The organism is Paraburkholderia sp. GAS334 (genome assembly GCF_050436625.1).
Classification (GTDB): Bacteria; Pseudomonadota; Gammaproteobacteria; order Burkholderiales; family Burkholderiaceae; genus Paraburkholderia.
On sequence record NZ_JBNDMO010000001.1, the window covers coordinates 61,354 to 84,239 of the forward strand.

The 22,886-nt window shown below is 54.6% G+C and carries 13 protein-coding genes and 1 pseudogene; 6 read left to right on the forward strand and 8 right to left on the reverse strand.

The window, feature by feature from the left end; all coding sequences use genetic code 11:
- Positions 1-238: 238 nt before the first annotated feature.
- Entirely contained in the window at positions 239-2,956 is a 2,718-nt protein-coding gene (locus tag P3T21_RS00245) for a P-loop NTPase fold protein (RefSeq protein ID WP_429253929.1), read from the reverse strand.
- Positions 2,957-3,586: 630 nt separating this feature from the next.
- Here P3T21_RS00245 and P3T21_RS00250 point away from each other — a divergent pair.
- The gene (locus P3T21_RS00250; RefSeq protein ID WP_429253930.1) at positions 3,587-7,510 is read left to right on the forward strand and encodes an SIR2 family NAD-dependent protein deacylase; all 3,924 of its coding nucleotides are present in this window, start codon (positions 3,587-3,589) and stop codon (positions 7,508-7,510) included.
- A gap of 140 nt (positions 7,511-7,650) precedes the next feature.
- Positions 7,651-8,442 (forward strand): DUF6602 domain-containing protein, encoded by a 792-nt coding sequence (locus P3T21_RS00255; RefSeq protein ID WP_429253931.1) that lies wholly within the window; start codon positions 7,651-7,653, stop codon positions 8,440-8,442.
- Between the two features lie 163 nt (positions 8,443-8,605).
- Here the strand turns inward: P3T21_RS00255 and P3T21_RS00260 are convergent, their stop codons facing one another.
- Positions 8,606-9,511 carry a hypothetical protein gene (locus P3T21_RS00260; protein WP_429253932.1) on the reverse strand — a complete coding sequence of 302 codons (906 nt, stop codon included), beginning with the start codon at positions 9,509-9,511 and terminating at the stop codon, positions 8,606-8,608.
- A gap of 267 nt (positions 9,512-9,778) precedes the next feature.
- Positions 9,779-10,810, reverse strand: coding sequence for a hypothetical protein (locus tag P3T21_RS00265; protein ID WP_429253933.1), 1,032 nt, complete (start codon positions 10,808-10,810; stop codon positions 9,779-9,781).
- A 67-nt stretch (positions 10,811-10,877) separates the two neighbouring features.
- Here P3T21_RS00265 and P3T21_RS00270 point away from each other — a divergent pair, with 67 nt between their 5' ends.
- On the forward strand, positions 10,878-11,969 hold the full coding sequence (locus tag P3T21_RS00270; protein WP_429253934.1) for a hypothetical protein: 1,092 nt from the start codon (positions 10,878-10,880) through the stop codon (positions 11,967-11,969).
- A gap of 8 nt (positions 11,970-11,977) precedes the next feature.
- Positions 11,978-15,307, forward strand: coding sequence for a UvrD-helicase domain-containing protein (locus P3T21_RS00275; RefSeq protein WP_429253935.1), 3,330 nt, complete (start codon positions 11,978-11,980; stop codon positions 15,305-15,307).
- Positions 15,308-15,542: 235 nt separating this feature from the next.
- Here the strand turns inward: P3T21_RS00275 and P3T21_RS00280 are convergent, their stop codons facing one another.
- Positions 15,543-17,300, reverse strand: coding sequence for an RNA-directed DNA polymerase (locus P3T21_RS00280; RefSeq protein WP_429253936.1), 1,758 nt, complete (start codon positions 17,298-17,300; stop codon positions 15,543-15,545).
- 361 nt (positions 17,301-17,661) lie between these two features.
- Between P3T21_RS00280 and P3T21_RS00285 the strand changes: the two genes are divergently transcribed.
- On the forward strand, positions 17,662-18,336 hold the full coding sequence (locus P3T21_RS00285) for a hypothetical protein (protein ID WP_429253937.1): 675 nt from the start codon (positions 17,662-17,664) through the stop codon (positions 18,334-18,336).
- Between the two features lie 547 nt (positions 18,337-18,883).
- On the opposite strand, the gene P3T21_RS00290 is transcribed toward P3T21_RS00285, so the two are convergent.
- Positions 18,884-20,506 carry a hypothetical protein gene (locus P3T21_RS00290; RefSeq protein WP_429253938.1) on the reverse strand — a complete coding sequence of 541 codons (1,623 nt, stop codon included), beginning with the start codon at positions 20,504-20,506 and terminating at the stop codon, positions 18,884-18,886.
- Positions 20,507-21,154: 648 nt separating this feature from the next.
- On the opposite strand from P3T21_RS00290, the gene P3T21_RS00295 reads away from it, so the two are divergent.
- Positions 21,155-21,463: a hypothetical protein gene (locus P3T21_RS00295; protein ID WP_429253939.1), complete on the forward strand. Its 309-nt coding sequence runs from the start codon at positions 21,155-21,157 to the stop codon at positions 21,461-21,463.
- A 54-nt stretch (positions 21,464-21,517) separates the two neighbouring features.
- Here P3T21_RS00295 and P3T21_RS00300 read toward each other — a convergent pair.
- From P3T21_RS00300 to P3T21_RS00310, 3 genes and pseudogenes are all read right to left on the reverse strand, one after another.
- Positions 21,518-21,679 (reverse strand): annotated as a pseudogene (locus P3T21_RS00300) (transposase); the annotation flags it as partial.
- Between the two features lie 83 nt (positions 21,680-21,762).
- Entirely contained in the window at positions 21,763-22,119 is a 357-nt protein-coding gene (locus P3T21_RS00305; protein ID WP_429253940.1) for a hypothetical protein, read from the reverse strand.
- A gap of 26 nt (positions 22,120-22,145) precedes the next feature.
- Entirely contained in the window at positions 22,146-22,484 is a 339-nt protein-coding gene (locus P3T21_RS00310; RefSeq protein WP_429253941.1) for a hypothetical protein, read from the reverse strand.
- Positions 22,485-22,886 lie beyond the last annotated feature (402 nt).

A 22,886-nucleotide genomic window follows, 5' to 3' on the forward strand; every position in this document is an offset into this window, starting at 1 on the left:
TTTGGCCTCAGCGCTGGGCAACGCGACAGATTACCGGTAAAGCACTGATGCCAGTCTTGGTCAGCGAAGTCAGGTTATCCGCTCCGGGCTCATGACAAGGTTAATGCGCCTCGCGAGCGTGGCGCCATGCTTGCGAAGCTACTGCTTGTCGGGGTGATACTGACCTCTCCGCCGCAACGTCTACCGTGCCTAACCACGATTAACGCGAGGCCAGAAATCCGATGGACCGTTGACTTCATCATTCCTTGGCTTGACTCAGCACTTCAGAGCCTTGAACTCTTATATTTGCAATCACCTGAGATAGCAGGCTTCGCATAACCTCCGGTTGCGGTCCAGAGAGCAATTTTGGCCCCGACGAACCCGTCTCGCCACTTAATTCCGCACGGGCAATCTCAAGAAAATCCGCGTCGGCACACAAACCCGACAGCACCTTGGTTAGGACACTGTAGTTGTGCGCGGAAATGTCGGCAATAGTCGATAACACGTCAAATATATGCGCCTTCAGAATCAGCTGGTTACACGCGTCTATAAGCGGCTCACCAGACGGCGTGTTGCCCTCGAAGAAGTTCGCAATTAGCCTTCCAACCGACATGGCCATGGTATTGGGATGCATAGGTGGCAGCTCGCGCATTGCCCAGAGGTAAAGAACGGCGAACCGAACGAAATCTTCGTTAAGCGTGAGCGAATTAGGTGGCTGACCCAGTGCCGCCCATAAAGAAAACATGCCGGCCTCTGCAAGTCGTTTCACGAATGCCCTTGCACCTTCGCCGGATACTGCAATGAGACAGGTTAAGCAATCAAGGACCATAGCGGCGGGCAAGTCGGAGCGCGCCTGGAATACCGCAGCAACCTTCTCGGCCACGAGGTTGAAAAAAGCATCTCCACGAGAGCAAAATGTCTGCCGAAGAACAATTTCTCCACGTCCGTTCGCGTTCATCGGTATCAACTCGGTGATAGTCCAATCTGCCAGCTCGTCGTCAGACATAGAGATGTCTGTAATATCCAAGACGAAGCGGTTGCTCGGCTCTGCCGCCACTTTTAAGCAGAATGTCGCCCACCGCTCAGCTGAAACCCGAAGAGGGATGCGTTGTGCGTCCAGGTCCGTGGCTGCTGCCCGAACTTGCGGAATAGACAGAACCTCAATCAACGACGTCGACCAAACTTGCCACGCTCCAACGTTAGCGGCATTCTCGACCTCCTTATAGGGCTCGAGCGTTGCCAGCAGGTACACAACCTTAGCAACCGCCGACTCTTGCGCCGTGGCCAAATCGATGTACGCCGCGACGCCTTCTGCCACGTTTGGATTGGCCAGGTTGAGAGCCGTTGTCATTTGCATGACGCTGTCGATTCGCGGGCGAATATGACTCAGGAAGCCCGAGGAGCTTTGACCACTGAGTTCCGCATCCGTGAACAGCCTCAATGCGCGCAAATACGCGAAGAAGCGGTCTTGCTCCGGAGCTTGGGTTCCAGGCATTTGAGAAAGCCTCGAAAAAAACTGTATCAGCAGTTGCTCAAGGACGTCCAGCGAGGCGGGACTGCTATCCAGCACGTCATGAAGTTCGCGAGGACTCCCTTTTTCGAGAGCCCGTTCCAGATTTGGCGTGACGAGCAAGTACAGTGATTCTTTCGACTTCTCTGCATGTAGATACAGCGTTGCGAAGTCTTGCTCAAGGGTTGGCGTGAAGTACACCTGCGCTATATCGTGTGGAACTTGCCACGCCCTCATCTTTGTCTGTTTTCTGGCAAGAATATAGGCCGCCAAAGTTGCTAAAGACATGTCCCCATGGCGCTCAATATAAAGAGCAACAAGTTCGTTCACGAAAACAACTATCTCTCTCGGGGTCGGTGCTGAATTTGATGCGAAAGCGTGCAGCAGACGTGCAATGACCTCATGGCTACGCTCTTCGTCCGGGCCAAAACAATGACTCAACTTCTCTGCGAGAAACTGCTTCCACGGCCTAAGCATAGGAAGAGGCAAAGACATCCGTACCTGGAACACTTTTTCGAGGATGTTGCCCTGCGGGGCCTGTATCTCATAGTCGCCAGTCTGTGACAGGCCCAGCAGACGCCCCTCATCAGCGACAGGTACGAGCAACCATAGCCGTTCAAACCATTGCTTTTTTCGAAACGTAGGGTTGTCGAGAAAGGAGCGCAGCAAGGTCCAGACCTGTTTCGCTTCGTCGGAATCAATGCGGTCGAGGTTATCGATTACAACGACGAGCTTTCGACCAGTCGTCAAAAAATCGGACATCAATTCGTCAAATGCTTGCTGGAACTCTATTGAAGTAGGTTCTGAGTCGCTCAAGGTTTCCGTCATTTCCTCAAGCGTGGACCTCGTGAGCAGGACGCGGAGGTCCGCTGCGCTAATCGCATAAGTCAGAGCGAATAGACCGACAGCAGCGCATGCCGTCAGCCACGATAGCTCGGGCGTCGTCCAGTCTCCGAATATAAGAGACAGTAATTTGTAGACCGCAGGTGCCATTAAAGCACTCGTCACGCTGAAAGCGATTGCCACTCGCGCGCGCCACGTTAACTGCGGATTGGTGATTTTGGTAACTTGCTTTCGCTTGCCGGCGATGGTCGACAGCTTTTGCTGCCAGCGCTTCCCAAGAGGGGACTGCGCTGCAATCCACCCTTGTTCAAGGAGGTTCCGTGCTAACTCTTCAAGGAACGCCCGTCGTAACCCGTCGCCCGAATGGACCCAAGCGTCGTACAGAAAAACGAGTGGAGCAGAATTTCCCCCTTTCACTGAGGCGTGCTTCTCAGCCAGAAGCTTCCGGAGAATTTGAACGACGGTCGATTTTCCGGCTCCCCAAGCACCGTCGAGACGGATACTCTTTCCTCCCTCAGACGTTTCGATTAACGTCGCCAAAGTGCCTGCGATTCTTTCGTGTGCACCGAAAGAATCGACTACTGCAGGCTCATCAGGAAGTAGCTTTGGAATTCGGAATTGCATAGTCTAGTCTATTTTTTGTGTCTTTTTTTGGGCACTCACTTGCGGCCGTTTTGCCTTCCCATGCAAGGGCTGCCTGACTTCACGAGTCAATTGAGGTCGCCGGTGGTCTTCGACGACGTTGAAAGCGGCAATCTGCATCGGCACACAGGCCTGTCTGCGCTTGCGCACCGTCAGCCATGCTTGCCATATTAGCCTGCTCTGGGGGCTCTCGTGGGATAAGCATCTTGATACGGCGCGCGTTCTAACCAATCAACCATACATTTATTACGGGCAGGCTCGAAGTCAGTCGTCAACGGAGGCTACGTGCCGCAGTTCGAGATTACCCGCAAAATCATTAAAAATTCAAATGGTGGACGACGGATAGACGATACCTTCCCCTCGCCCGGCGTCCGTTCGTGAGCATCATCAACCAAGAACCTACCGATAAACCATACTCAACTTTTCAGCGGGATACGCCGCGACGGGAAAATCGGCTTAATATTCTCGTCTGTCGATGTCCGTCCGACCAGTTTCGCATTTAACAAGGGCCATTGGATTAGCCGCTCGCCTTCCGCAAGCGCTGCCGGGCAGACCTGCTCCAAAACTGCGAGGCGCACCGCCATAGCTGAACACTCTAATTTCTGGCGCTATATGACAAAGAATACGACCGCCGAGCCGGGGAAGAAAGAATCTGCCGCCGCTGTAATCGAGAGAATTCCGAACGGAATTCACTTGCATAGAATTCGGGAAGCCCTAGATAAGGGGCATGCAGCGGTGATGGTCGGCTCGGGTTTCAGCCTGAACGCGCAGGGCGGCAACAGGCTAACGGTCTGGGACGGGCTCATTGATAAGCTGCTCGCTGACATTTACATAACTGCTGATGCGCGGAAAGACGCAAAAAGCCGCCTCGGCGGAATAAGCGGCATGCTTCGCCTCGCCGAGGAATATGCGGCAGTTCGGGGCCGCGCGCAACTGGACACCCGGCTACATGAATTGCTTCCAGACGCCGGCGTAGTCATGCCTGGCGACCTGCACATAAAATTGCTGTCGCTCCCCTGGTCAGACGTCTACACCACAAACTACGACACACTGCTCGAACGTGCCCTGGACACAGACCGCAGGGAACTCAATCCACAAATAAAGCGTCGCTATCAGGTTGTGGTGGCGGCTAACGATGTACCCTTCTCCAAGAGCAATGGTCGGCCACGCGTGGTCAAGCTACACGGGAGCCTGCGCACCGGTTCGCGGCTTATTGTTACGGAAGAGGACTACCGGTCATATCCCAAAGACTTCGCGCCATTCGTCAATACGGTCCAGCAATCAATGTTGGAGAACGTGTTCTGCCTCATTGGCTTCTCGGGCGATGACCCGAATTTCTTGCTCTGGACGGGTTGGGTTCGCGACAGACTCGGCGAGAAAACACCGCCGATTTACCTCATCACTTTGAAAAAGGTATCGGAAGGTCAGCGTCTCATTCTGGAGCGTCGCAATGTCTTCCCGATTTACATTGCGGAACTCGGCGTATCTGACGGACAGACTGACTATGCCGCTTCGTTAAATGCCCTCCTCGATTTCTGGATTGACCAACCGCCGCCGCGAAGAGCTGATTGGCCATTTCATAAACCAACGAATGACCTCAAATCCGCTCAACCCGGCGTCGCAGAACTCGTCGTCTGGACCATCACGGCGAGGAAAAACCGAAGCGAGTATCCTGGATGGCTCATTGCTCCGGCAGACAATCGCACGCGACTAGAGCAGTGTTCCGGCGTTTGGCGAGTAGTATTTGCTTATCGGAAGCATCAGCAAGACCTCCCCACCTGGTTCCGGATTGTGCTTCTCGAAGAACTGGTGTGGATTCTTGAAACGATGCTGGCGTTTCCTGCATTATCCGTCGTTGACGACATCGCCAAGCTGCTTCTGCCGGAGCCAGAAGAAAGCAAGCCTTCTCCAATGCAAGCGTTGCCGGACGAAGCTTCTAGTCTTAGACCCGAAGCGAAACAGCTAAGTGTTCTGAAGTCGCGTCTCCAGCTGGCGATGCTTCACGCCGCGCGCGAAAGCGGGGATTCCGACGGATTCAATATTTGGAAATCGCTGCTCGATAAGACGCCGGAATCTGACCTGTCACCTGACGGCCGATGCTGGTTTCTTCATGAACAGGTACTTTTCAATCTGGAGCGACGCCGACGCGACAATGCACTTACCTTGCTGAATCATCTACAGCAGGCCAGCGGAGCGAAGGCGGACCCGTACTGGCTTGCGCGCGTCGGCGCGCTGTTTGGTGAACTGGGACTGACAGAGCGCGGTCAGGGCCTAGTGCGAGCGGCCCTCCAAGGAATACGAGAATCGATTCAGGCCGAAGGCGAAACGTCGTTCTTGCTTTCTCGCGAGCAATGGGCTGAACGTTTGCTAGGAGCGTTGAACTTTGCCGTAGAGGAAGAAAAGAACTGGAAGCTTAGGGACCTACTCGCTTCAACCCGGGTAGAACACGAGGCCAAGTCTCCAGAAGTTGGATTGCGAGAAACGATTGTTCGCGAACAGCACCGCTCGAAGCCCACGGAACAAAAGGAGCAAAGGATTCATCGCGACGAAAGCGCGCGCGACAACGTGGAGCATCCAAACTTTCAGACTGAACTTGTATTGCGTGAAATAGAAATTGCAGACGAGGTGTTGCGAGGCACAAGCATTGACATCGACTCAGAATCACCAAATCTAGATAAAACCGACTCGACCATCCGGCAGGAAGCGACCGGGGCGGCGATAACCTACATTCGCCTCGCGGAGCGCGCGGGACTAGTTCCGTCGGTGGGAATCGTAGGTTTCGCAGCAAAAGACTTGGCTTCCTGCTATCGCATTCTTTCGCTGACGAAAGACGCCAACGCGAATCTGCGTGTCCTATATCGTGCGAACAGCGGTGCGACACTTGCCTCGGCCGAATCGCTCGGTCTCCCCGCCGTCGCGCGGCTTACGCATGAAGGAGCGAAAGACATCTTCGAACGCTTTCTTGACGAAATTGAAGACCATATTGCTGATACCAATCTGCCGTGGAACAGGGCAACCGTTGCGCCCCTGAAGTTTGCACTCGACTTCGCCTCGCGCGTGGCATTCCGTCTCGACGAAAGGCAAGCCATCGCGATGACAGAGCTTGCCATTCGTCTCTACACGCTTTCGGCTATGCAGGAGGAGCCGTCACTCCAACGGCCGTATGGGAAGTTTCTCAAGCGTGCACTTCGCTTGCTATCAGAAGCGACGCTAGCTGCTTTCGCCAAACGCCTTATTGCTCTACCGCCCCAGAAGGTTACGTTCGGTTGGCGAGACTATTGGCCAGACGTTGTTGAGATACTAACCGACCTCAATTTGTCGGTCGGTGCGAATGGCGAGTGGCAAAGTTCCGTCAATGACGTGCTTGAGCAAGCTGAACGCGCTCTGCCCTCAGAGACTCCCCGCGAAGCAACTTTTTACTTCACGCGTTTGGATTGGTTCTATCGACACGGATTGATGTCTCGCAGGCAGAAGGAACGGTTCGCGGACCTTTTATGGGAAGGTGTCGAACCAGGCGAACTGCCTGTCATCGAGCGATTCTATCGCGGCGCAATTCTGTCATGGCCAAATTCACCGCATAGACCATCTCCCATGGATTCTTTTCGGGATTGGTTAAAAATCGAGAAAATGGAGTGCATCGAACGGCCCGTCGAAATCGATGGCAAGACAGTCATGGGGTTTAGTGGGGTAAACGAAGCGTTCCTCGTAAACGTTCTCCTGACGGTCAGTAATAACTTACAGTTCGAATGGTCAGAGCCCGAACTGCTAGATGTCATCAACAGGATAGAACAGTGGTGGAGGGAGGAGGGTCTTCGTCTTGCGGAGCGAGCAATTGCGAAGCCCACTGGCGACGCGGTGTGGGAATACCTTCCGGCGCGCCTAAGACTAATTGCGCACGTCATCCACCGGGTACTCGCTCCACGTCTACGACGCTCGACGGCAGAGCAATATGGTATAGCGAAGTGGTTGGAAGAACTTTGGAATAGCGGGCGGGTCCTTAACACTCCACTCGTTCCTCTTCTTTTTGCCGGCCTTGAATGGTGGCCAGAGAAATCTGATGCCGTAGTCGACATCACGATTTCGGTCCTAAGTTCGAACACCGACCGCAACGTCGTTAGCGCCGCACTGAACGCGGCTGGCGTTTGGCTACTGAATGAAAACACGCACACGGACGTGTCGCGTCGCTACGTTAACTATCTTGTCGAAAGTGTGCGTAGTCGAACCGGTTCGTGCTTGAACCTCAAGCTCGACAGCATCACAGAACTATTGCGGGTGGATTGTGCAAAGCACTTTGAGTCATTCGGAACTACGCTCTGCGTCGCTCTGAACTCACTGTTACTTCAGCTTCAGGACGACCAGCAAACAGAGGGCGTCCTGGAAATGGCGGCTCGGCCGCTCCTCCGCGTAGCAGTTGTCTCACTGCTGGTCGCGATTCGCGATAATCTGGAAGGTTCGTCAGAAGAGTCAGCCTTAGCTAGCGCCTTGGGCGTAGCGCAGTCTGATAGCCTCCTGATTGTCAGAAAGTTACTGGCCTGAGAGGCAGACCACAGGACACGGACACGCACTAGGCTATCCCGCTCCCGGTCGATTTCCAATCATGGTGCGTGCTTTGGCTGGGTTGGCTTAGAGCGAAGAATGACGGGTAGTCCGGATTATTCAAGAAATTCGGGGGATGGATGGACGTAACTCTATATCTGAAGTCAATAACGGCTGAGTGCGAAGCGCTCCAGGACCGCGTCCGTTACTTCATTGACGATGGCCATTGGCCGACAGATGGTGCTTGGAAGGAGTCAATTTTGAGGGCGCTGATATCTCGGACGATTCCTTCGACTTTCTCAGTCGCATCGGGTTTTGTACTAACGGAAAGTGGACCGTCCAAGCAGATAGACGTGCTGGTGTACGACAATACAATTCCCGTTTTGTATCGTGGCGGTGACCTTGTCTTTGTCACGCCGAGCGCGTGCGCTGCCATCATTGAAGTCAAATCGTCCCTGAGAGCAAATTCGTTCCTAGCAGCAATTCAAAAGGTCGCAGACGATAGCGAATTGATACTTCGCTATCCTCGGACGCGGCGACTCTTTACCGGCGTCTTCTCCTACGACTTTCACGGAGGTGACCCCGTACGACTTCTGGAACATCTTGATAATGCTGCGCAAAGAAGTCGAAATCGGTTGATTAATCACGTGTCGCTGGGCAAATCTCGCTTTATTAAGTTCTGGAGGCAGGACCCCTCTAACTCACGAGATAGGGAATATGAGAGTTGGCATCACTATCAACTCAACGCGATGGCGCCGGGCTATTTTCTTCACAATTTGATGTCGCATCTCGCAAACGACAATTTGATACGCGGTAACGATGTCTGGTTCCCACCTGAAGGGAAGGAAATTTACTTGACCGACAGCCTTAGGTTGACTGCGCCCGCACCAGCCGCCGTACCCTTCAGACGCTTGAGGACGCATCGAGAATAGTGAACCGCTGAAAGCGGCGTTCCGCAGAAGTCTCGGACGCAACGTCGCAAAATGCTACCGACTGTGGTGCAGCACAGGTAGGGCCCATGGAGCGATGAAACCGGGAACATGCGACATTTGACCGCTTCGGAAGCTTGAAGAACGCGGAGGAGCCTTAAGTTGACTAGGGAGTGAGACTGTCGGTGTTCTGGCTTTCTACTTCGTCGGAATCGATGGCTGCGTTTGCTGATGCGGCAAAGCGAGCGACGATGCTCGACAATTGCGACCTGAGGCGTTGATAAAGCGTGTCTGACGCGCTGTTCCTCAGCGAATTGTCGAAGTACCCGGCGAACTCGATAAACTGAACGAGGTCTGCACACGGCCAAAAGAAATTATCGACATCGTCACCATCTCCTGCTCCTGCAACGACGACCTTTAGCGGATGACGCGCAGAGCCTCCCTTATGTGCCGTCGCAAGTGCATCTAGATAGGCGGCCATCTCATGAACCTGCAGCCCCAGTTCCTGCCTGTTCCATAACAGGTTCGACGCAGTAATTGATTCGGATACGCTCACATCCTGGATAACCGCGTCATAGTATCGACGAGTAGTCAGCGTGACCTGATGCACGGGTAGAAATCCAGCCGGAACGGAATCGCCGGAGGGATTAACAACAGGGTAGAGGACATGATGCCCACGCCTCGACAGTTCAAGGAACACTTTGTCGTCAGGATTTTCCAACGCCAGCGATGCAAGGCAGTTGAATACGAACTTGCCGTTCTCCGACGACAGTGCGGCCTCGGAGGCCTTGAATTCGAGCAAAAAGAATCTTTTCTCCGACGAAGTGAGAACGTCACCGCTTGCACTCTCCGCATTGCCGTCGAACTTGGCCAAGAGTGGCGGTGCCTTCGATACATCGCTCACCCTCTGCCTCACCACCTCGCTACCAAGGGACGCCCGGCGCTCCGCGTCAAAGATTTCCTTGAGCGCCCGATTCTTCTTTAACCACTGCAGGTCGCGTAGCGCGATTATCAGTGAGTCCTCCCATGGCGGAGATGATGGGACGGTTTGCGAGGTGGGTCCAGTGGTCATCTATGAGTCATCAAGACTACTTGAGATTGGCTATCGAGGGGCCGTGATGGAGTTAGCGACTCTCCCTTTCGTATAACGGCATATTCGTACAGAATCTTTAAGTTCCGAGTAAATGTACACGCCCCTCATCCAGGTTGTGCGCTCAAGAATGTTAGTGAGGGGAGGTTTTCATGATTCTGCGCGAATATGCTGGCCGACTGTGGGCTACGTATGTCGCACTTCGGATTCCAAGCGGAAACGGTAGGGTTACGGCATACGGGCTAACGCTTAGGGAAAAAGCTTGTAAGGCGAATCTTTATACCGCTGTGCCGCCACCAACCCTTCCGTGACCAAGCCATACGTCCTTAGGAGCCAGCGGGACTGCCCCCCGGGCTCGCCAGCAACAAGCGTCCGGCCGTGCAGCCCCAAGCGATTATTTACGAGGAGAATGTCGCCCGACGCGACAATGACCTCTTTGGCGCTTTCTTTGCATGCGTTCTCGAAAGCGGCGACGGCTTTGGCCGCAGGACCATCTTCGTCGTCGACGCCGGCACTGCTGTGGCTATAACGCACCCAAGTTTGGCCGTCAATATCGAAGAGAAATCCTCCTCCATCAACAACATGCTCTTCTCCGAGGATGCTTTTCATCCCTTCACGGAATGTTCCTTGAGAACGAATGATGAACTGGGGTTTCTTCAGTTCGGCAATTTGCGTAGATTCGAGCTTGGCGAGTACATCCCCAAGGGGCATGACGGTCGTACGCACCGCGTCCGGGTTGCGGACACCCGAAAGACAAACGAAGTCTGGAGACGGGGCGAGCGCTTGCCGCGCCTCATCGACCCTGCCGCGCACAGGGAAACTCACAGCGTCGGTGTGACCCTTCATGCCTTTGCGAGACTTGTCTGCATATAGACCCTCGCCGGGCATAAGGACTAGATTCACGAACAGTTCGCCGTTGTTTTCAGAACCGTAAGAGACCGGGTCAAGGCCTAGCGTCGCGAGCGACGCAATCGAAGTTGCTTGCGCAAGCAACGTACCCTCGGCTTCCGGAACCGGACAAAAGCCGGTGGGCGTCTCTGGAAGGCCCAGTGGCACGAAGGCGCCGGGCAGGTGAATATACGCACTGCTCCACGCGAGCGACCGAACGGTTGACAGGTCTTGACCCAACCGCTCCAGTTCAGCCCCAACGCCCCCCACAAGCTCACCCCCTAGCTTCACGGGGTCGCTGAGCCATTGGCAAGCATCATCGAAAGATTTTTTGTCCCGCCAGCCACTCACGGCGCTCCGGACAGCCATAGCAAAGTCAGTAAAAATCAGCACAGCCCCCGGCAATTGATATATTGTTGATACACGCCTATACTAGACTCACTTATTTAGACCGTCCAGCATGCAATCCGATATTCTGACCCAAAGTGATGTCCAACGCGCAGCTTGCATTCTCGGCGAATGGGCGCGGCTCGTGTGGGCAATGTCGACCACGGCGAAATTCAGTCATGACGAGCAGGCTTCGTTGGTAAAGTGTGTCGTCGCGCTGCCGAATGCTGCAAAGCTAAGCGTCAGCGCCGAGACTGCTCAAATCGCCGCTATTCAAATGATGACAGCGTTGAGTGACAACGTGCGTGAGGCGTGGGTCGGCGAGCGCTGGGTCCCGGAATATCAAGAATTACTCAATCGGGTCCGACTACCAATGCAAGCAGCGGAGGCAATGATGCAAGGTGAGACACAGCAGTTCGCAGACGCGTCTATCCGGACAAAAGAACGGCAAGACACTATTGGCGTAAGCAGCAAAAAGGCGCTTCAAACGTCCGTGAACGCTCTTGCTGACCTGCGCGGAGATTCGCTTGCAGCCATTGCACGAGAGTTGGTGTCTGAAGGATTTGAGGAATTCGAAAAGCGAAGTCTTTGCGAAAGTCCGCGAAAATTGCTGGACAGCTATGAGTCGAAGTTAAGCGCACTCGAAGGCGACGAAACTACGCAATGGATGGTTCGACTAAACCGGCATCTGGCTATTCGAATGAAGCTCACCGCCAAGGAGTATGGTAAGTCTGCTTCTCAATTAGTCGCTATGTGCATGACGGAGGCACTGTCAAAGCATGAAGTAGCGGCAGCGCAAGCTGCAACTGCGGCGGAGTTGGCGCTAGCGCGCGCGGCAGTCGTCAAGGTGAAAGGCCCAGCCGTGCGCAAACTTGCCCAAGACGTCGGCATCGGCAAACAAGGGGGGCTTATGAGCGGAATGCTTGCAGGAAAAATCCAGACCCCGAGGGCGCTGCTGAAGTCTTTGTCGATAAAATTAGAAGTGTCAGCTGCAGCGCTATCGCAAGTTTTCGCGGACTCATTTCAGTCGGCGACCGTTCCCGCATACAAAGCGGAAGAAGGCAAGCCTTACGTGCAACTCGTTCCACAAACGTGGGAAGATGCTGTCAAATCACTTGGCTTGCCGGACGATGAGACCACCAAACTGTTGCAGTTCAAAGATTAAATGTCTCAATGAACCCATTTGAGCGCGCTCGAACCGAGGCGCACGCGCTTCGGCAACGCCTTGTGCAGCATTGCGCAACACATATTCCGACTAGTCTGGAGCTGCTTTCATTTGTCGAAAGCGAACTGAATCTAGCTATTGAGAAGGTTCCAGCCGGCTTTGCGGCGCTCGGCGGTGGAGGGGCGGTACTTGAGCGTGGCGAATGTTTTATCTATGTTCGTGACGATGTCAAAGACCCTGAGTACGCTTATCTCGTCGCGCATGAACTGGGCCACTGGGCTCTAGATGCGGATAAGCCGCAACTCACAATCGCGCATCTCAAATCGTTGGTTGCAACCGAGGGCACTCCCGCTGCAGTCAAGGTAGAGGCGTATGGCGCGAGAGAAAGACAGGAACTGCAGGCCAATGTTTTCGCCCGTGAATTGCTCTTGCCAAGGCAAGCCGCGAGCGAGCTTTGGCGAGCAGGAACAGGAACCTACCAGATTGCGAAGGAGTTTGTTCTCCCTCTCGAACTTGTCCGGCTTCAACTGCTGGATGCCCTGCTGCTTCCCATATCCGTACCGGGCGTACCGAAGACATTGCCCGCACCGAGCAGTGACCAGAAGGCCGCTGCCGAAGCCCGCGAAAGGTTCGTGAACGTCGTCGCGGGTCCTGGAACAGGCAAAACAACGACCCTCGTCCACCGCGTCAAATACCTCATCGAGCAGCAAGGCGTCGACCCGAGTCGAATCCTCGTTCTAACTTTCACGAACAAGGCTGCCTTGGAGTTGGTCGAGCGGCTCCGCAACGCAGGGATACAGCGCGCATCAGATATCTGGGCGGGCACATTCCACGCCTTCGGACTTGAGTTCCTGCGCAAATACCATCAGCACTTCGGCCTTGACGCCGATGTTCTTGTTGCTGACAAGTTGCACCAGATGTCGTTACTCATTCGAAGCCTGCCGCAGGTCGACTTAAGGTACTACCTGCGAGTGGAGGACCCGTATGACTGGTTGCAGACTGTTATCAAATGCATACAACGACTGAAAGAGGAACTCGTTAATCCCGAGGAATATCGGTCACGCCTCGCTGCTCTCGAACCGGTATCTGAGGAATTGCAGCATCAGCGAGAAGACATCGCGTCACTATACGAAGCCCACGAAGGAGCGTTGCGAGACGCGAAGATGGTGGACTTTGTGGACCTTGTTGCGAAATCTGCATTGAGAATACGCGATGACAGAAACAGTGTCGCCGAATTGGCCAATCACTTCGAGCATGTGCTCGTAGATGAGTATCAGGACGTTACCGAGGCGATGGTGATGTTGGTGCGACAACTAGCCGTCAACGCTAAATCCCTCTGGGTTGTCGGAGATGTCCGGCAGGCGATTCATCATTGGCGAGGCGCTTCAGTAAAAAGTCTCATGAAGTTCGAGCACGCTTTTCGGACCGCAGGTGATGCATCGACGGTTCGAAAATACTCGCTCGATTCGAACCGGCGCAGCTCGACCGAGATTCTTGACCTTTTCAGTGTTGCGGGGCGGGTTCATGTGCTGGAAGCACAGTTACCGCTCGACACAATGCATGCGGTCAATGGAAAGAGCTCTATCCTTCCTGAGCTGATTTCCTGTGATTCTCGTGCAGACATTCATGCTGCAATCGCGCAGAAGATTATCCAGCATGAGAGCGATGGCATTGAATTTAGGCATCAGGCGGTACTTTGCAGAAAAGGCGCCGACGTGGAGTTCCTGGCCGAGCGGCTGCGCGATGCTGGCGTTCGTACCTTATATATCGGCGAACTTGCGCAGCGCTCTGAGATAAAGCGGTTGCTCTGCCTCATGCAACTGTTGTGCGAACGCGAACCTAGGGCATTGGTTGGATTGGCGGACCAACCTGGCTTGGGTATGCCCATGCGCGACATTGCCGCTCTGCTGGACTGTTCGCACGGTGATATCAAATGGCAACGTGGTCGCTGGCTCGGAAGTGCTCCCTCAAGTTTATCAGCGCAAGGGATTGTCGCTAGCGTTCGACTCCAATCGCTCCTTGCCGGCTTCACCCGCCACTCGAATCCGTGGCACTTCGTGTGCGATGTTCTCCTTGAACGCCGGTTTGGACTACCCAACCCCGATGACGACTCGCTTGAAGCGCAAACAATCCGCATAGCGCTGTGGCAGTTCGCGTATTCAGTACGCAATGGAGACGGGGATGTCAGACAAGCCCGACTGTCCAGATACCTTCTGCGGCAACAACTGAGGCAACGCATCGGCGAAACACATTCCGATAGGGAGCTACCGCCCGAAGCATCAGAAATGGACGCCGTACGTCTCCTGACAGTCCATGGAAGCAAAGGGCTCGAATTTGAAGCCGTGCATATTGGATATGTCGACGCTGATGCATACGGGCCTGAAGAGCCGAAATGGGGCGCTCCCGAATCGATTATCGACCTAGTACCTCCGAGCGTTCTTGGAAGCAGCGAAGAGGAATACAAATTCGAGACCGCAGTTGAGCGCAACAACCTGTTCTATGTGGCGTTGTCTAGAGCAAAGTTACATCTTCGGCTCTACGAGAACGTGGAGTTTGGAACAAAGGGAAGACCTGTCCAACTCAAATCCGAAGCGGCTACATACAAAAAACGGTCCTTCAACGCCAGCGAGGAGAGCGAGGCATATGTTCCGAGCGTCAGTCCGCAAGCGTCCGAAGTACAACGAGTTCAATTTGACGAATTCGAAGCGTATTCGAGATGTCCCCTGCAACATCACTATCGGTACCGCCTCCAACTCTCGCGGGAGCAGGAAACCGACATCGCCGTAAGGGCACGCTGGGCAGTGATGGATACCCTGAAGGCTGTAGTGAAAGATGGTGTTTTGCCTAAGGACGCATTTGCGGCAGCGTGGGCAAGCTATCACCTTCCCAGCAAAGTCGAGGACCCTGGACTCATTCGCGATGCAATCAACGTTTGCAAACGAGGGCTGGCGGTCGTTCGAGGGAACAGCGGCACCTTCGGTGAAATGCTCGTGGCAAAGATTGGTGGAGTCGAAGTGGAACTGCCATGGCTCATAGAGACCGGCAGCGGGTCATCCTCGAAGCTGCATTTGATTCGCTTTTCGGCCAAAGGCTCCTCGACGACAGCATCACTACTCAGACCAATGCTGCTTGAAATCGAAGGAAAGAAACCTCGTCCAATGATGCTGCATACGCTACTCGTTGAAAAACACATTGATGTACCACTTAGCCAAGCACCCACGAAAACTGCAGCGTTCAAAGCCGCGATTCGGATGCAGGCAGGGGACAGGGGACCGTCGACAGGCAGGCATTGCGGCCGATGCGCCTATCTAAGTATGTGCCCAGTCGTGCCAACGTAGTCTTTGATTTCGCATGACTAACGGTTTGACGAGCCCTACCGTCAAGCAATGCGAACAAGTGGTAGCCGTTTATGCGCCGACCAGTCCGCCTCATCGTTTTGAGAGACCTGGCCGTGAAGCATCACTTGTCAAAATACCGTTGATGATATGACACGACATAAGTACTAGTATGTGCACCGCAGGTGCTACAACGAGCTGCCGGAGTTAGCCCCTCAACGTAGATTGACCTGAGTTTTTACAACAAATCAGACCAGTCATCGTCTACGTCCAAAGTCTCCTCGTTTGCGTCCTCACCGTCATCGGCGTCAACGTCGCTCCGAGTTCTCCGGCCTAGATAGTCCTCGTCGGACTCGTTGAAAGTGAAATAGTCGTACACGTCCCCGTCGCTATCAAAGACCGATGCCGGGGTGGAGAAGGGAGTCGCGTCGACACCTTTGAACGAGAATACTGGCTCTGGCTCACGAGACAGGTCCAAAAAAGTAATCCCCTGTTCCATAAGTTTGCCAAAGTACCTATCGGTCTTGACCAGGTTCACCGCCGACTTCAACCACCCCTGCGCCGCACCTTCATATGCCAGCAACCAGTTCTCTCCGTACAGGTCCTCTGTCATCGTGTGTCGGGGCATTCGATTGCGCGCCAGCTTACTCTGCAATAGGCCTTTCGCCTCGAGAGCCAACGCGAGCAGCAAGCAGACCGAACTCTGCATTTGCTCCAGCATCCTGACCGCTACCGTTCTCAATTTTAGGTTTAAGCGGAGTGAGAGCCAAAGCAACCAAGCGACCTCGCTGTGACGTTCGATGGGCGCGTGTAACGCTACCTGGTTAGACACAAAGGCATGCCAAGCTTCCGGGTCAAATGAAGTTGCTGGCCAGTACCTATTGTAGGTGTCAATAATCATCACGCACGTCGGAATGGTGTTTGGATACGCATCCATGCAGCGCATGAGGTACGCTGCAAACACGTCCCAGTTCTTGCTCTTCACAATCTCGGTCTCTACGCGCCGCAAAGCGTACTGCATCACATTCTCGTCATCGAATCGCTGAGCAAGTGCGAAAGCCACGTCGAAAAACCGATGGAGGTCACGTCGTTGTGCAACCTTGCCGGTCGAAAAAGCAAAAGAGTCAAACTCATGAACCCACGAATCATATTGGAACTCACTGACTCGAACGATTTTTGTCTTTTGTATATTAACTTTCAATTCGAAGGTGGCAAGAGACTCCGATAGTTTTGAGTATGCCTGAGCGGCGTCATTTTCCGTGTCAAAGCAAAGACAGAAATCGTCCACGTGGCGATATCCCTTTGGCCAGAATCCTAGACGCTTGCGCAACTCTAGGTCTACCGCCACCCCGACTAGTTCCGCGATTATGTGTGAAGTGTCAGGTCCAATTGGTATGCCTACCGTTTGGTTAGACTGAGTAAATCGCACGAGTTCATCAAGTCGATTTCCCAGCAAAGTTTTATCACGCCGCGCCGCCTTGCTCTTCGCTTTCTGCTTACCCTCTACGGCCCACGCTATAGCATGCGTATAGATACTGGGGAAGAACTGCGATATGTCACTGACTAAAAGATACCTCGCTCCGGCTGACCGTAGAAGTCTTTTTTCGTTCAGTTGCTTCACTGGAGTAATGCTGATAGCACGGCTTCCTGGTTCTCCGATTTCCGGAAAACTCAAACTGAGCTTGCTTCTTCGCATCAGCCGTGCAAGTTTCTGCCACTCCAGCGCAATACAGCGAGCAAGGAAGAAATACGAGACCGGATTGGTAATCGCTATTGGTCGCCGGCTGTGACCAACACGAGCGACGGAGTATCGCTCGAACGATGTCTCTTCCGCGCATCGCCCCTCTTTTATCCTATCCCAGATTTGCGCAAGATGCCGGTGCCTAGCTGCCAGGCGGTTCGATGTGAAACATGGTGGAATCTGCGCGGCAAAGAACCCATCGGAAAGAAGAAGCTTAAAGCGTCGCTCAAAAGTCCTTGAAGACGTACTCGCCATTTCGCCTCACATGTTCATTAGCGCTAGCCACCCAACCCTTGGGCGTGGTTCAATCTACTACAACGCTTTTGGCAATGCGCGTGAGATTGACGCGATTAGGCTCTCGATGCGGTCTTCACCCATACCTGGCTACGCAGGAAGTCTGGAAGCTGACGGCAGCCCTGGTGGCAATGTTCGAGCAGTTCCCGGAAGTCTATCGGATTGGTTTGAAATGTGGACCTGACCGTGTTCGATTAGTTTTCCGTTGTTATCCAGCATGTGTGGTAGACGGAGTATGCATATGCGTGCAAGAATTTGCTGGGAGCGAGCCTATCCTCCAATAGTGGGCGTCGCATAAGCGATTATATCTTCGGGGCGCGAAGTGGATGAAATAACAAGAAAATGGTTTGACTTCGACAATGTTAGCGTCAAATTTGACGGCGCTGCGAGTTCCATTGAGGAGTGGATATCAGGTCGCGAGATTGCAAAGCTCACTGGAGCTCCCAAAGGGAGCGAGATTACAGTTTCCACGGATGAACAGGCTATTAGATTTCAAGTGGAAAATGAAATTTTCCAAGGAGCGATGTGGCGATACCTGATTCAGAATGCCGATGACACGTACAGCTTCCACATCCAGAATCGGGTACTTGACCTGAAAGAGGAATTTTCAAACCAGGGTATTGGGCCACGGTGTGTGATTCACGAAATCTTCGGGGCGTCGGATTTGGCGAAAGCAGGCACGGTTCAGATAACGCGTATTGAAGCATGGGCAGTGGGCAACATTCGGAGCTTCTATGACTCAAAATATCCCATGCGGGGATACTACGTCTGGCCGAGTATGGGTTTCGATGCAGCCATCCCTGCGACGGTCGCCCCGAAGCTTGAGCAGAAATTCAAAAAATGCAATAGAATCATAGAATTAGTGGATACTGAGGAGGGTCTCAACCAATGGTTGGAGCATGGCGACGAGGTAATGGTATCTTTTGACCTTGGCCTCGACTCACCCAGCTGGAAGCGCCTCGGTGTCTATATGCAAGAAAGGGGGATTGAACTATGAGCGCCAGCTTACGAGATGTGCTGCTGAAATTGACGAAACCGATGTCGCCTGAAGCTGCACGGGCGTACGTGACAGAGCGGCATGACCGTCAGACACGCGATGGCGTAGGCTCCGATAGAACGGCTTTGGATGCGGTCGCGCAGAAGCGCCTCGATACGGGGCCTGAAGTGAGAGGCAAACCGGGGGCCAGTAGCGGCGTCCCAAACGTCGCTAGCGCTTCATTGTCCGAAGTTCGCAATAAAATCAAGGCCATACGTAGCCAACTAGGTCGGCATGGCGGCAGACGCGTTGCACAAAAGGTCAAACTGCGCGGCAAGTACCGGACAAAAGTTTGATGTGGCGGTTGATTACAGAACCCAGTCTTGAACGACTGGGTTTTTCATTTTGGGGCTTGCGAGTCCGATAGGCGCCTCCTAGCCCGAGCGCCAGAGAGATGGCCGCCCTGGCGTCCGTCCCCGGGGTCAGGTGGTTGGACATGAGGTTGTGACTCACGGCATTTAACTCTGCTCAATTTAAATGGGTGACAAACGAGAGCGCAGCCAGGTAGCTACTGATACTCCGAATGACGCCGAGCAGTTGGGCAGCCGTACGCGGCTGTTTGCCGTGGCAGCTGAGCGGACCGCACGGGAGAGCATCCGGTCCTCGTACGATAGTAAGTCGCCCAAATATCAATCTTGGCGGCGCAACACCGGCCTACCTGTAAGGCACTGGGAAACTCGCGTCCTCGGAGTTTGCGGGAGCAACACTGAAGCTGCACAAAGCGCGACCGGCCGTAGCTCTCGGCCTTGTCGCTGCCTCGGAGCATCATACTGTTTCGCAGAATCAATTCAGGAGATTGATAAATGGGGACCAAACAACGGTCATTCGACGAAGGAGACCGGGTCGAACATCGACTATTTGGGTTTGGTACTCTGAAGGGAGAGCCGGTCGCAGTTGTCCCTGGCGGCCCTTGAACGGTGACTCCAGCGGCACGCTCAAGGCGCTGGACGATGGTGACCTGCTCCTGGTTGTAGGGCAACGGGAAATAGAGTTCCTGCGGCGCGCTTCCACCGCTCGGGCCAGAACTGGTTCCGCGACCAGACAGCCCCCGGAAGTTTACGGCTTCGTAGGAAATTGGGACGTTTGACGGCGGGGACACCAAGGCCAGCGGCCCAGCAGGGATATCGCACCCCTCCTCGAGCTTATGGCGAATGTTTTTCAGGTCCTCGACCAGAAAATTGTTCGACTTTGGCCGTGCAAACAACACCCAGGAGTCACTGACGACGAGATGTTCGCCAGCGGCGGGGGCATCTTTGCCGGCGCTCAGAACTTCGACGTACGTGCCCCGGCTGTCCAGATTTCGAGCCGCGAGCTTGAGGACATCAGCGTAACTCGAGGGACTGAATGGCGAGACAGGCGTTTCGCGGTGCCGCGCGATATGCTCGCGCATCGCCTTTTCGCAGTCGGCCGCACCCAGTACGCCTACGCCGACAAAGGCGTCCATCTCGCAACGCGGGTCGGTCGCGCGCGGGCGAACCTCCAGCGCCATCGAGTTGTCGTCGAGGGCGATTTCCAGGGGCTGGGTGAGCAGCGGATATTGGAAATCAAATGGTTTATCCTCGAAGGACAGTGTCCAAGACGCGATTCCCAAGCCCCAGACGAACTCGATTGGATTGGCGGTCTGCTCAGCCTGCAGTTGGTGCTTGAGCGCAAACAGGTCGCCGTAGAGTGAAATCGACCGACGCCGGGGCCTCTCGATGGCCGCCCACTCCTGCCAGTGGCTTGTGTAACCGACGAGTGCCGCGTCCACTCGCGTGCGGAGCTCGTTTTCAATGTCCTCGTGCAGTGCCTCATCCTTTTCGGCTTTTGCCTCGTGCAGGACGCGAGCAAACTCCAGCTCGTCCAGGTGCGGTACCGCCCCGGCCGGGTCATCGGTGAAGCGAATAAGGTGGGCGTATTCCGACGCGACCGCTGGCGGATGGTTCGCTTCCAAACGGTCGACCTTAAGCCAGATGTGGTCACCGGGCTCGGTGACGTCAAACGCCACTCCTGGTAGAGCCGCTAAATCTTTCTGAAAGAATCGTGGCGTTAGGGATTTGCCAATCACAAAGCCCCGTGGGTCGGCCTGCTTCAGTTGCTCCTCGATGTATTCGAACAGTCGGTGCAGAAGCTCTCGCGGCTTGGTCGACATGCCATCCCCCGTTCTGTCGATGGTCGTTACGACCGAGAGCTTGAGTTTACATGTGTTTTGACGACCGTCCGACAAAAGGAGGCCGCTGGATGCGGCAGCCGTGCTACGCGAGTCGTGTCGCATGCCAACGACATAACCTATCCATACTTTAGAGTGTGCCTTTTCGACGTTGGCCACTTCGGGAACCGCAGAATTCATGCGACAGGCATACTCAGCACAGCTCTCAGCGTACGCAAACGTCTCCGCTCTGGATAAACCCGTCGTCGCAGAACCAGCCATGACCGGAAATATCGAGGTGCGCATGGACTGGAACGTGCAGCGCGACACATGCGTCACCATTCTGTACATATCCAATATTGCACTCCCACCCAAATCCAGTTGCTTCATAGTGGGCGTGGGGCGGCACGATAAGACCTGTCGACGATGGCGGACTCATTGCCGCGCCGGAACATCCGAGTCTGTCGACACTGGGTGGGCAACTTTCAGGATGCGAAGTGGGCTGCGGCGAAAGCAACGGGGAAGCAGCGTTGGTCATCGGAATATCGCCACCGACAGAAGGCGATGAAGGTCGTTTGCGCATACCTTCCTGATGCTTCATGTCAGTTCTCGCAGGGGCCGTACTGCTGTTAGCGCCAGAAGTGTGAGAGTGTGCCTTCAGATGGGGCGCTGCAGTCGCCTTCGTGCGGGGCCGACGCTGCGACGAAAGCCACCACAGGCCTGAAGACGGCAAATGACGCGTACAACACGGCCTACACGGGCGCGAAGGATGCCACCGACAAGTATCAGGCTGCCGTGAAGTCTGGGGACTCCACGGCAACGACCCTGGCGTTGAACAATGCTCGCGTTGCTGCCCTCGTGTTGCAACACGCGACGGGTGCAGCGCAAGACGCAGCGGCTGCAGCAGGTTCGCACTTCGACCCGGCCCCTGACCCGACCACAAGCTTGCCGAAAGTTTGACCGCACGCGGTGGCAAACAAAAAAGGGCAGCCGAGGCTGCCCTATTCTTTTTCAACGACTGCGGATACGCGCGGCGGAAAATATTGAACGCACGGCGCAGGCCCTCAAACAGGCTCTGCGCTGCGGTGTGCCTTCATTCATCAAGGTAAGGTAGGGAGCGGCGAAGCTCCATTCCTCATCCGATACATCCGTCGGGTAGGGTTTGCGTTCTTTCATCCCGCCAGGTTACCAAGTCTGACCGAAAGTGCCTAACGCGCTCTACACGCGCAATGCGTGGTCGTCCGCGCTGCAATCCGATTTCAAGTCGGCTTTGCCAAAGACGCTGAATCACGATGGCTGTCGCTGGGTTTGATTTCCGAGATACGCTTCTGCAAACGGAGATATGGGACATCATTTGGGTCCAGGTATTCTTCGGCGTCTACCGGCACGCCGCCGAAATCGACGAACCGTGTCGGTTTCGCCGCAGGGTCAATCGGCAAATAGTATCGGGACGCAACCTTCAAGTCGCTGAGCAGGCAGAGTAGACACTTGCCGGCGGCGTCGAAAGGCAATGCCGTGTTTTCCGGCCACTCGCGGCTGCCGAATCGTGCCGACAAGAGACCGAGTCCATCAGGCGAGCGCAGATATTCGCCCGTATATGCGCGAGCGGTCCACATGACCCGCTCCTCGGCGGTCGACGACTTCACGCTGTACGCGAACGTCGCGTGCCAGGAACGAGTTCTTCAGTGACATCAGTCCATGCCTGACCGCCGCCTATCGAACGCCATACTTTGTTCCAGACATACTCGGCGTCGCGGTCGCCGCCCGCCGGTCCAACTAAAATATATGCCCGACCGCTCTCGGTGCGACCCGTGCGGTTCGCTGCGTCCAGCTCGAGAATTTTGGTGCTCACGCGTCCATCGTAACTGTCGAGGGAAAAGCCCACAAAGTGCAGCGCGCCCTCCTGGAAACGGCGTATTGACCATCGCTCTAACTGGACAGTCATTGGCCCCTCGCCACGTCGATGCAGATATAGCGACATTTGTTCTCCCTTTGTGCGTTTCGGAATTTTCAGCTGCGTTTGCTAGCTTCACGGTGTCGCTCATAGAGCGCGTCGCGTAAACCTCGTTTGAATATTCGCCCGATTTCGAATGACGAACGCGTCATCAAGTCCACGAACTGTCGTGGACTTAGTTCCTTTACCGCGTCAGTAGCTCCACGCTCGAGAGCATCGGTCAGCTCAATCTGAAGTGAATGCACGCTTTCGTCGCTGCTACGTTTGGTATTGCTCCGGCGTTGTCGCATGAGCCTCATCCAATGGTGGAGGACTTCTGTCGAACAGAAATTCGTACAAACTAGCCCAGCGCTGTTCAAGCGCCAGCGCCTCAACGATTGCGACGATTGCCAACAACTCGTCACGACTGCACGACTCCAATACCGCAAG

Excerpts from the sequence above, each read along its gene's own strand:
- P3T21_RS00260 (WP_429253932.1), bottom strand. The coding sequence starts at position 9,511 with ATGACCACTGGACCCACCTCGCAAACCGTCCCATCATCTCCGCCATGG.
- P3T21_RS00280 (WP_429253936.1), bottom strand. The coding sequence starts at position 17,300 with ATGGCGAGTACGTCTTCAAGGACTTTTGAGCGACGCTTTAAGCTTCTT.
- P3T21_RS00270 (WP_429253934.1), top strand. The coding sequence starts at position 10,878 with ATGCAATCCGATATTCTGACCCAAAGTGATGTCCAACGCGCAGCTTGC.
- P3T21_RS00245 (WP_429253929.1), bottom strand. The coding sequence starts at position 2,956 with ATGCAATTCCGAATTCCAAAGCTACTTCCTGATGAGCCTGCAGTAGTC.
- P3T21_RS00310 (WP_429253941.1), bottom strand. The coding sequence starts at position 22,484 with ATGTCGCTATATCTGCATCGACGTGGCGAGGGGCCAATGACTGTCCAG.
- P3T21_RS00290 (WP_429253938.1), bottom strand. The coding sequence starts at position 20,506 with ATGTCGACCAAGCCGCGAGAGCTTCTGCACCGACTGTTCGAATACATC.
- P3T21_RS00275 (WP_429253935.1), top strand. The coding sequence starts at position 11,978 with ATGAACCCATTTGAGCGCGCTCGAACCGAGGCGCACGCGCTTCGGCAA.
- P3T21_RS00250 (WP_429253930.1), top strand. The coding sequence starts at position 3,587 with ATGACAAAGAATACGACCGCCGAGCCGGGGAAGAAAGAATCTGCCGCC.
- P3T21_RS00305 (WP_429253940.1), bottom strand. The coding sequence starts at position 22,119 with ATGTGGACCGCTCGCGCATATACGGGCGAATATCTGCGCTCGCCTGAT.
- P3T21_RS00255 (WP_429253931.1), top strand. The coding sequence starts at position 7,651 with ATGGACGTAACTCTATATCTGAAGTCAATAACGGCTGAGTGCGAAGCG.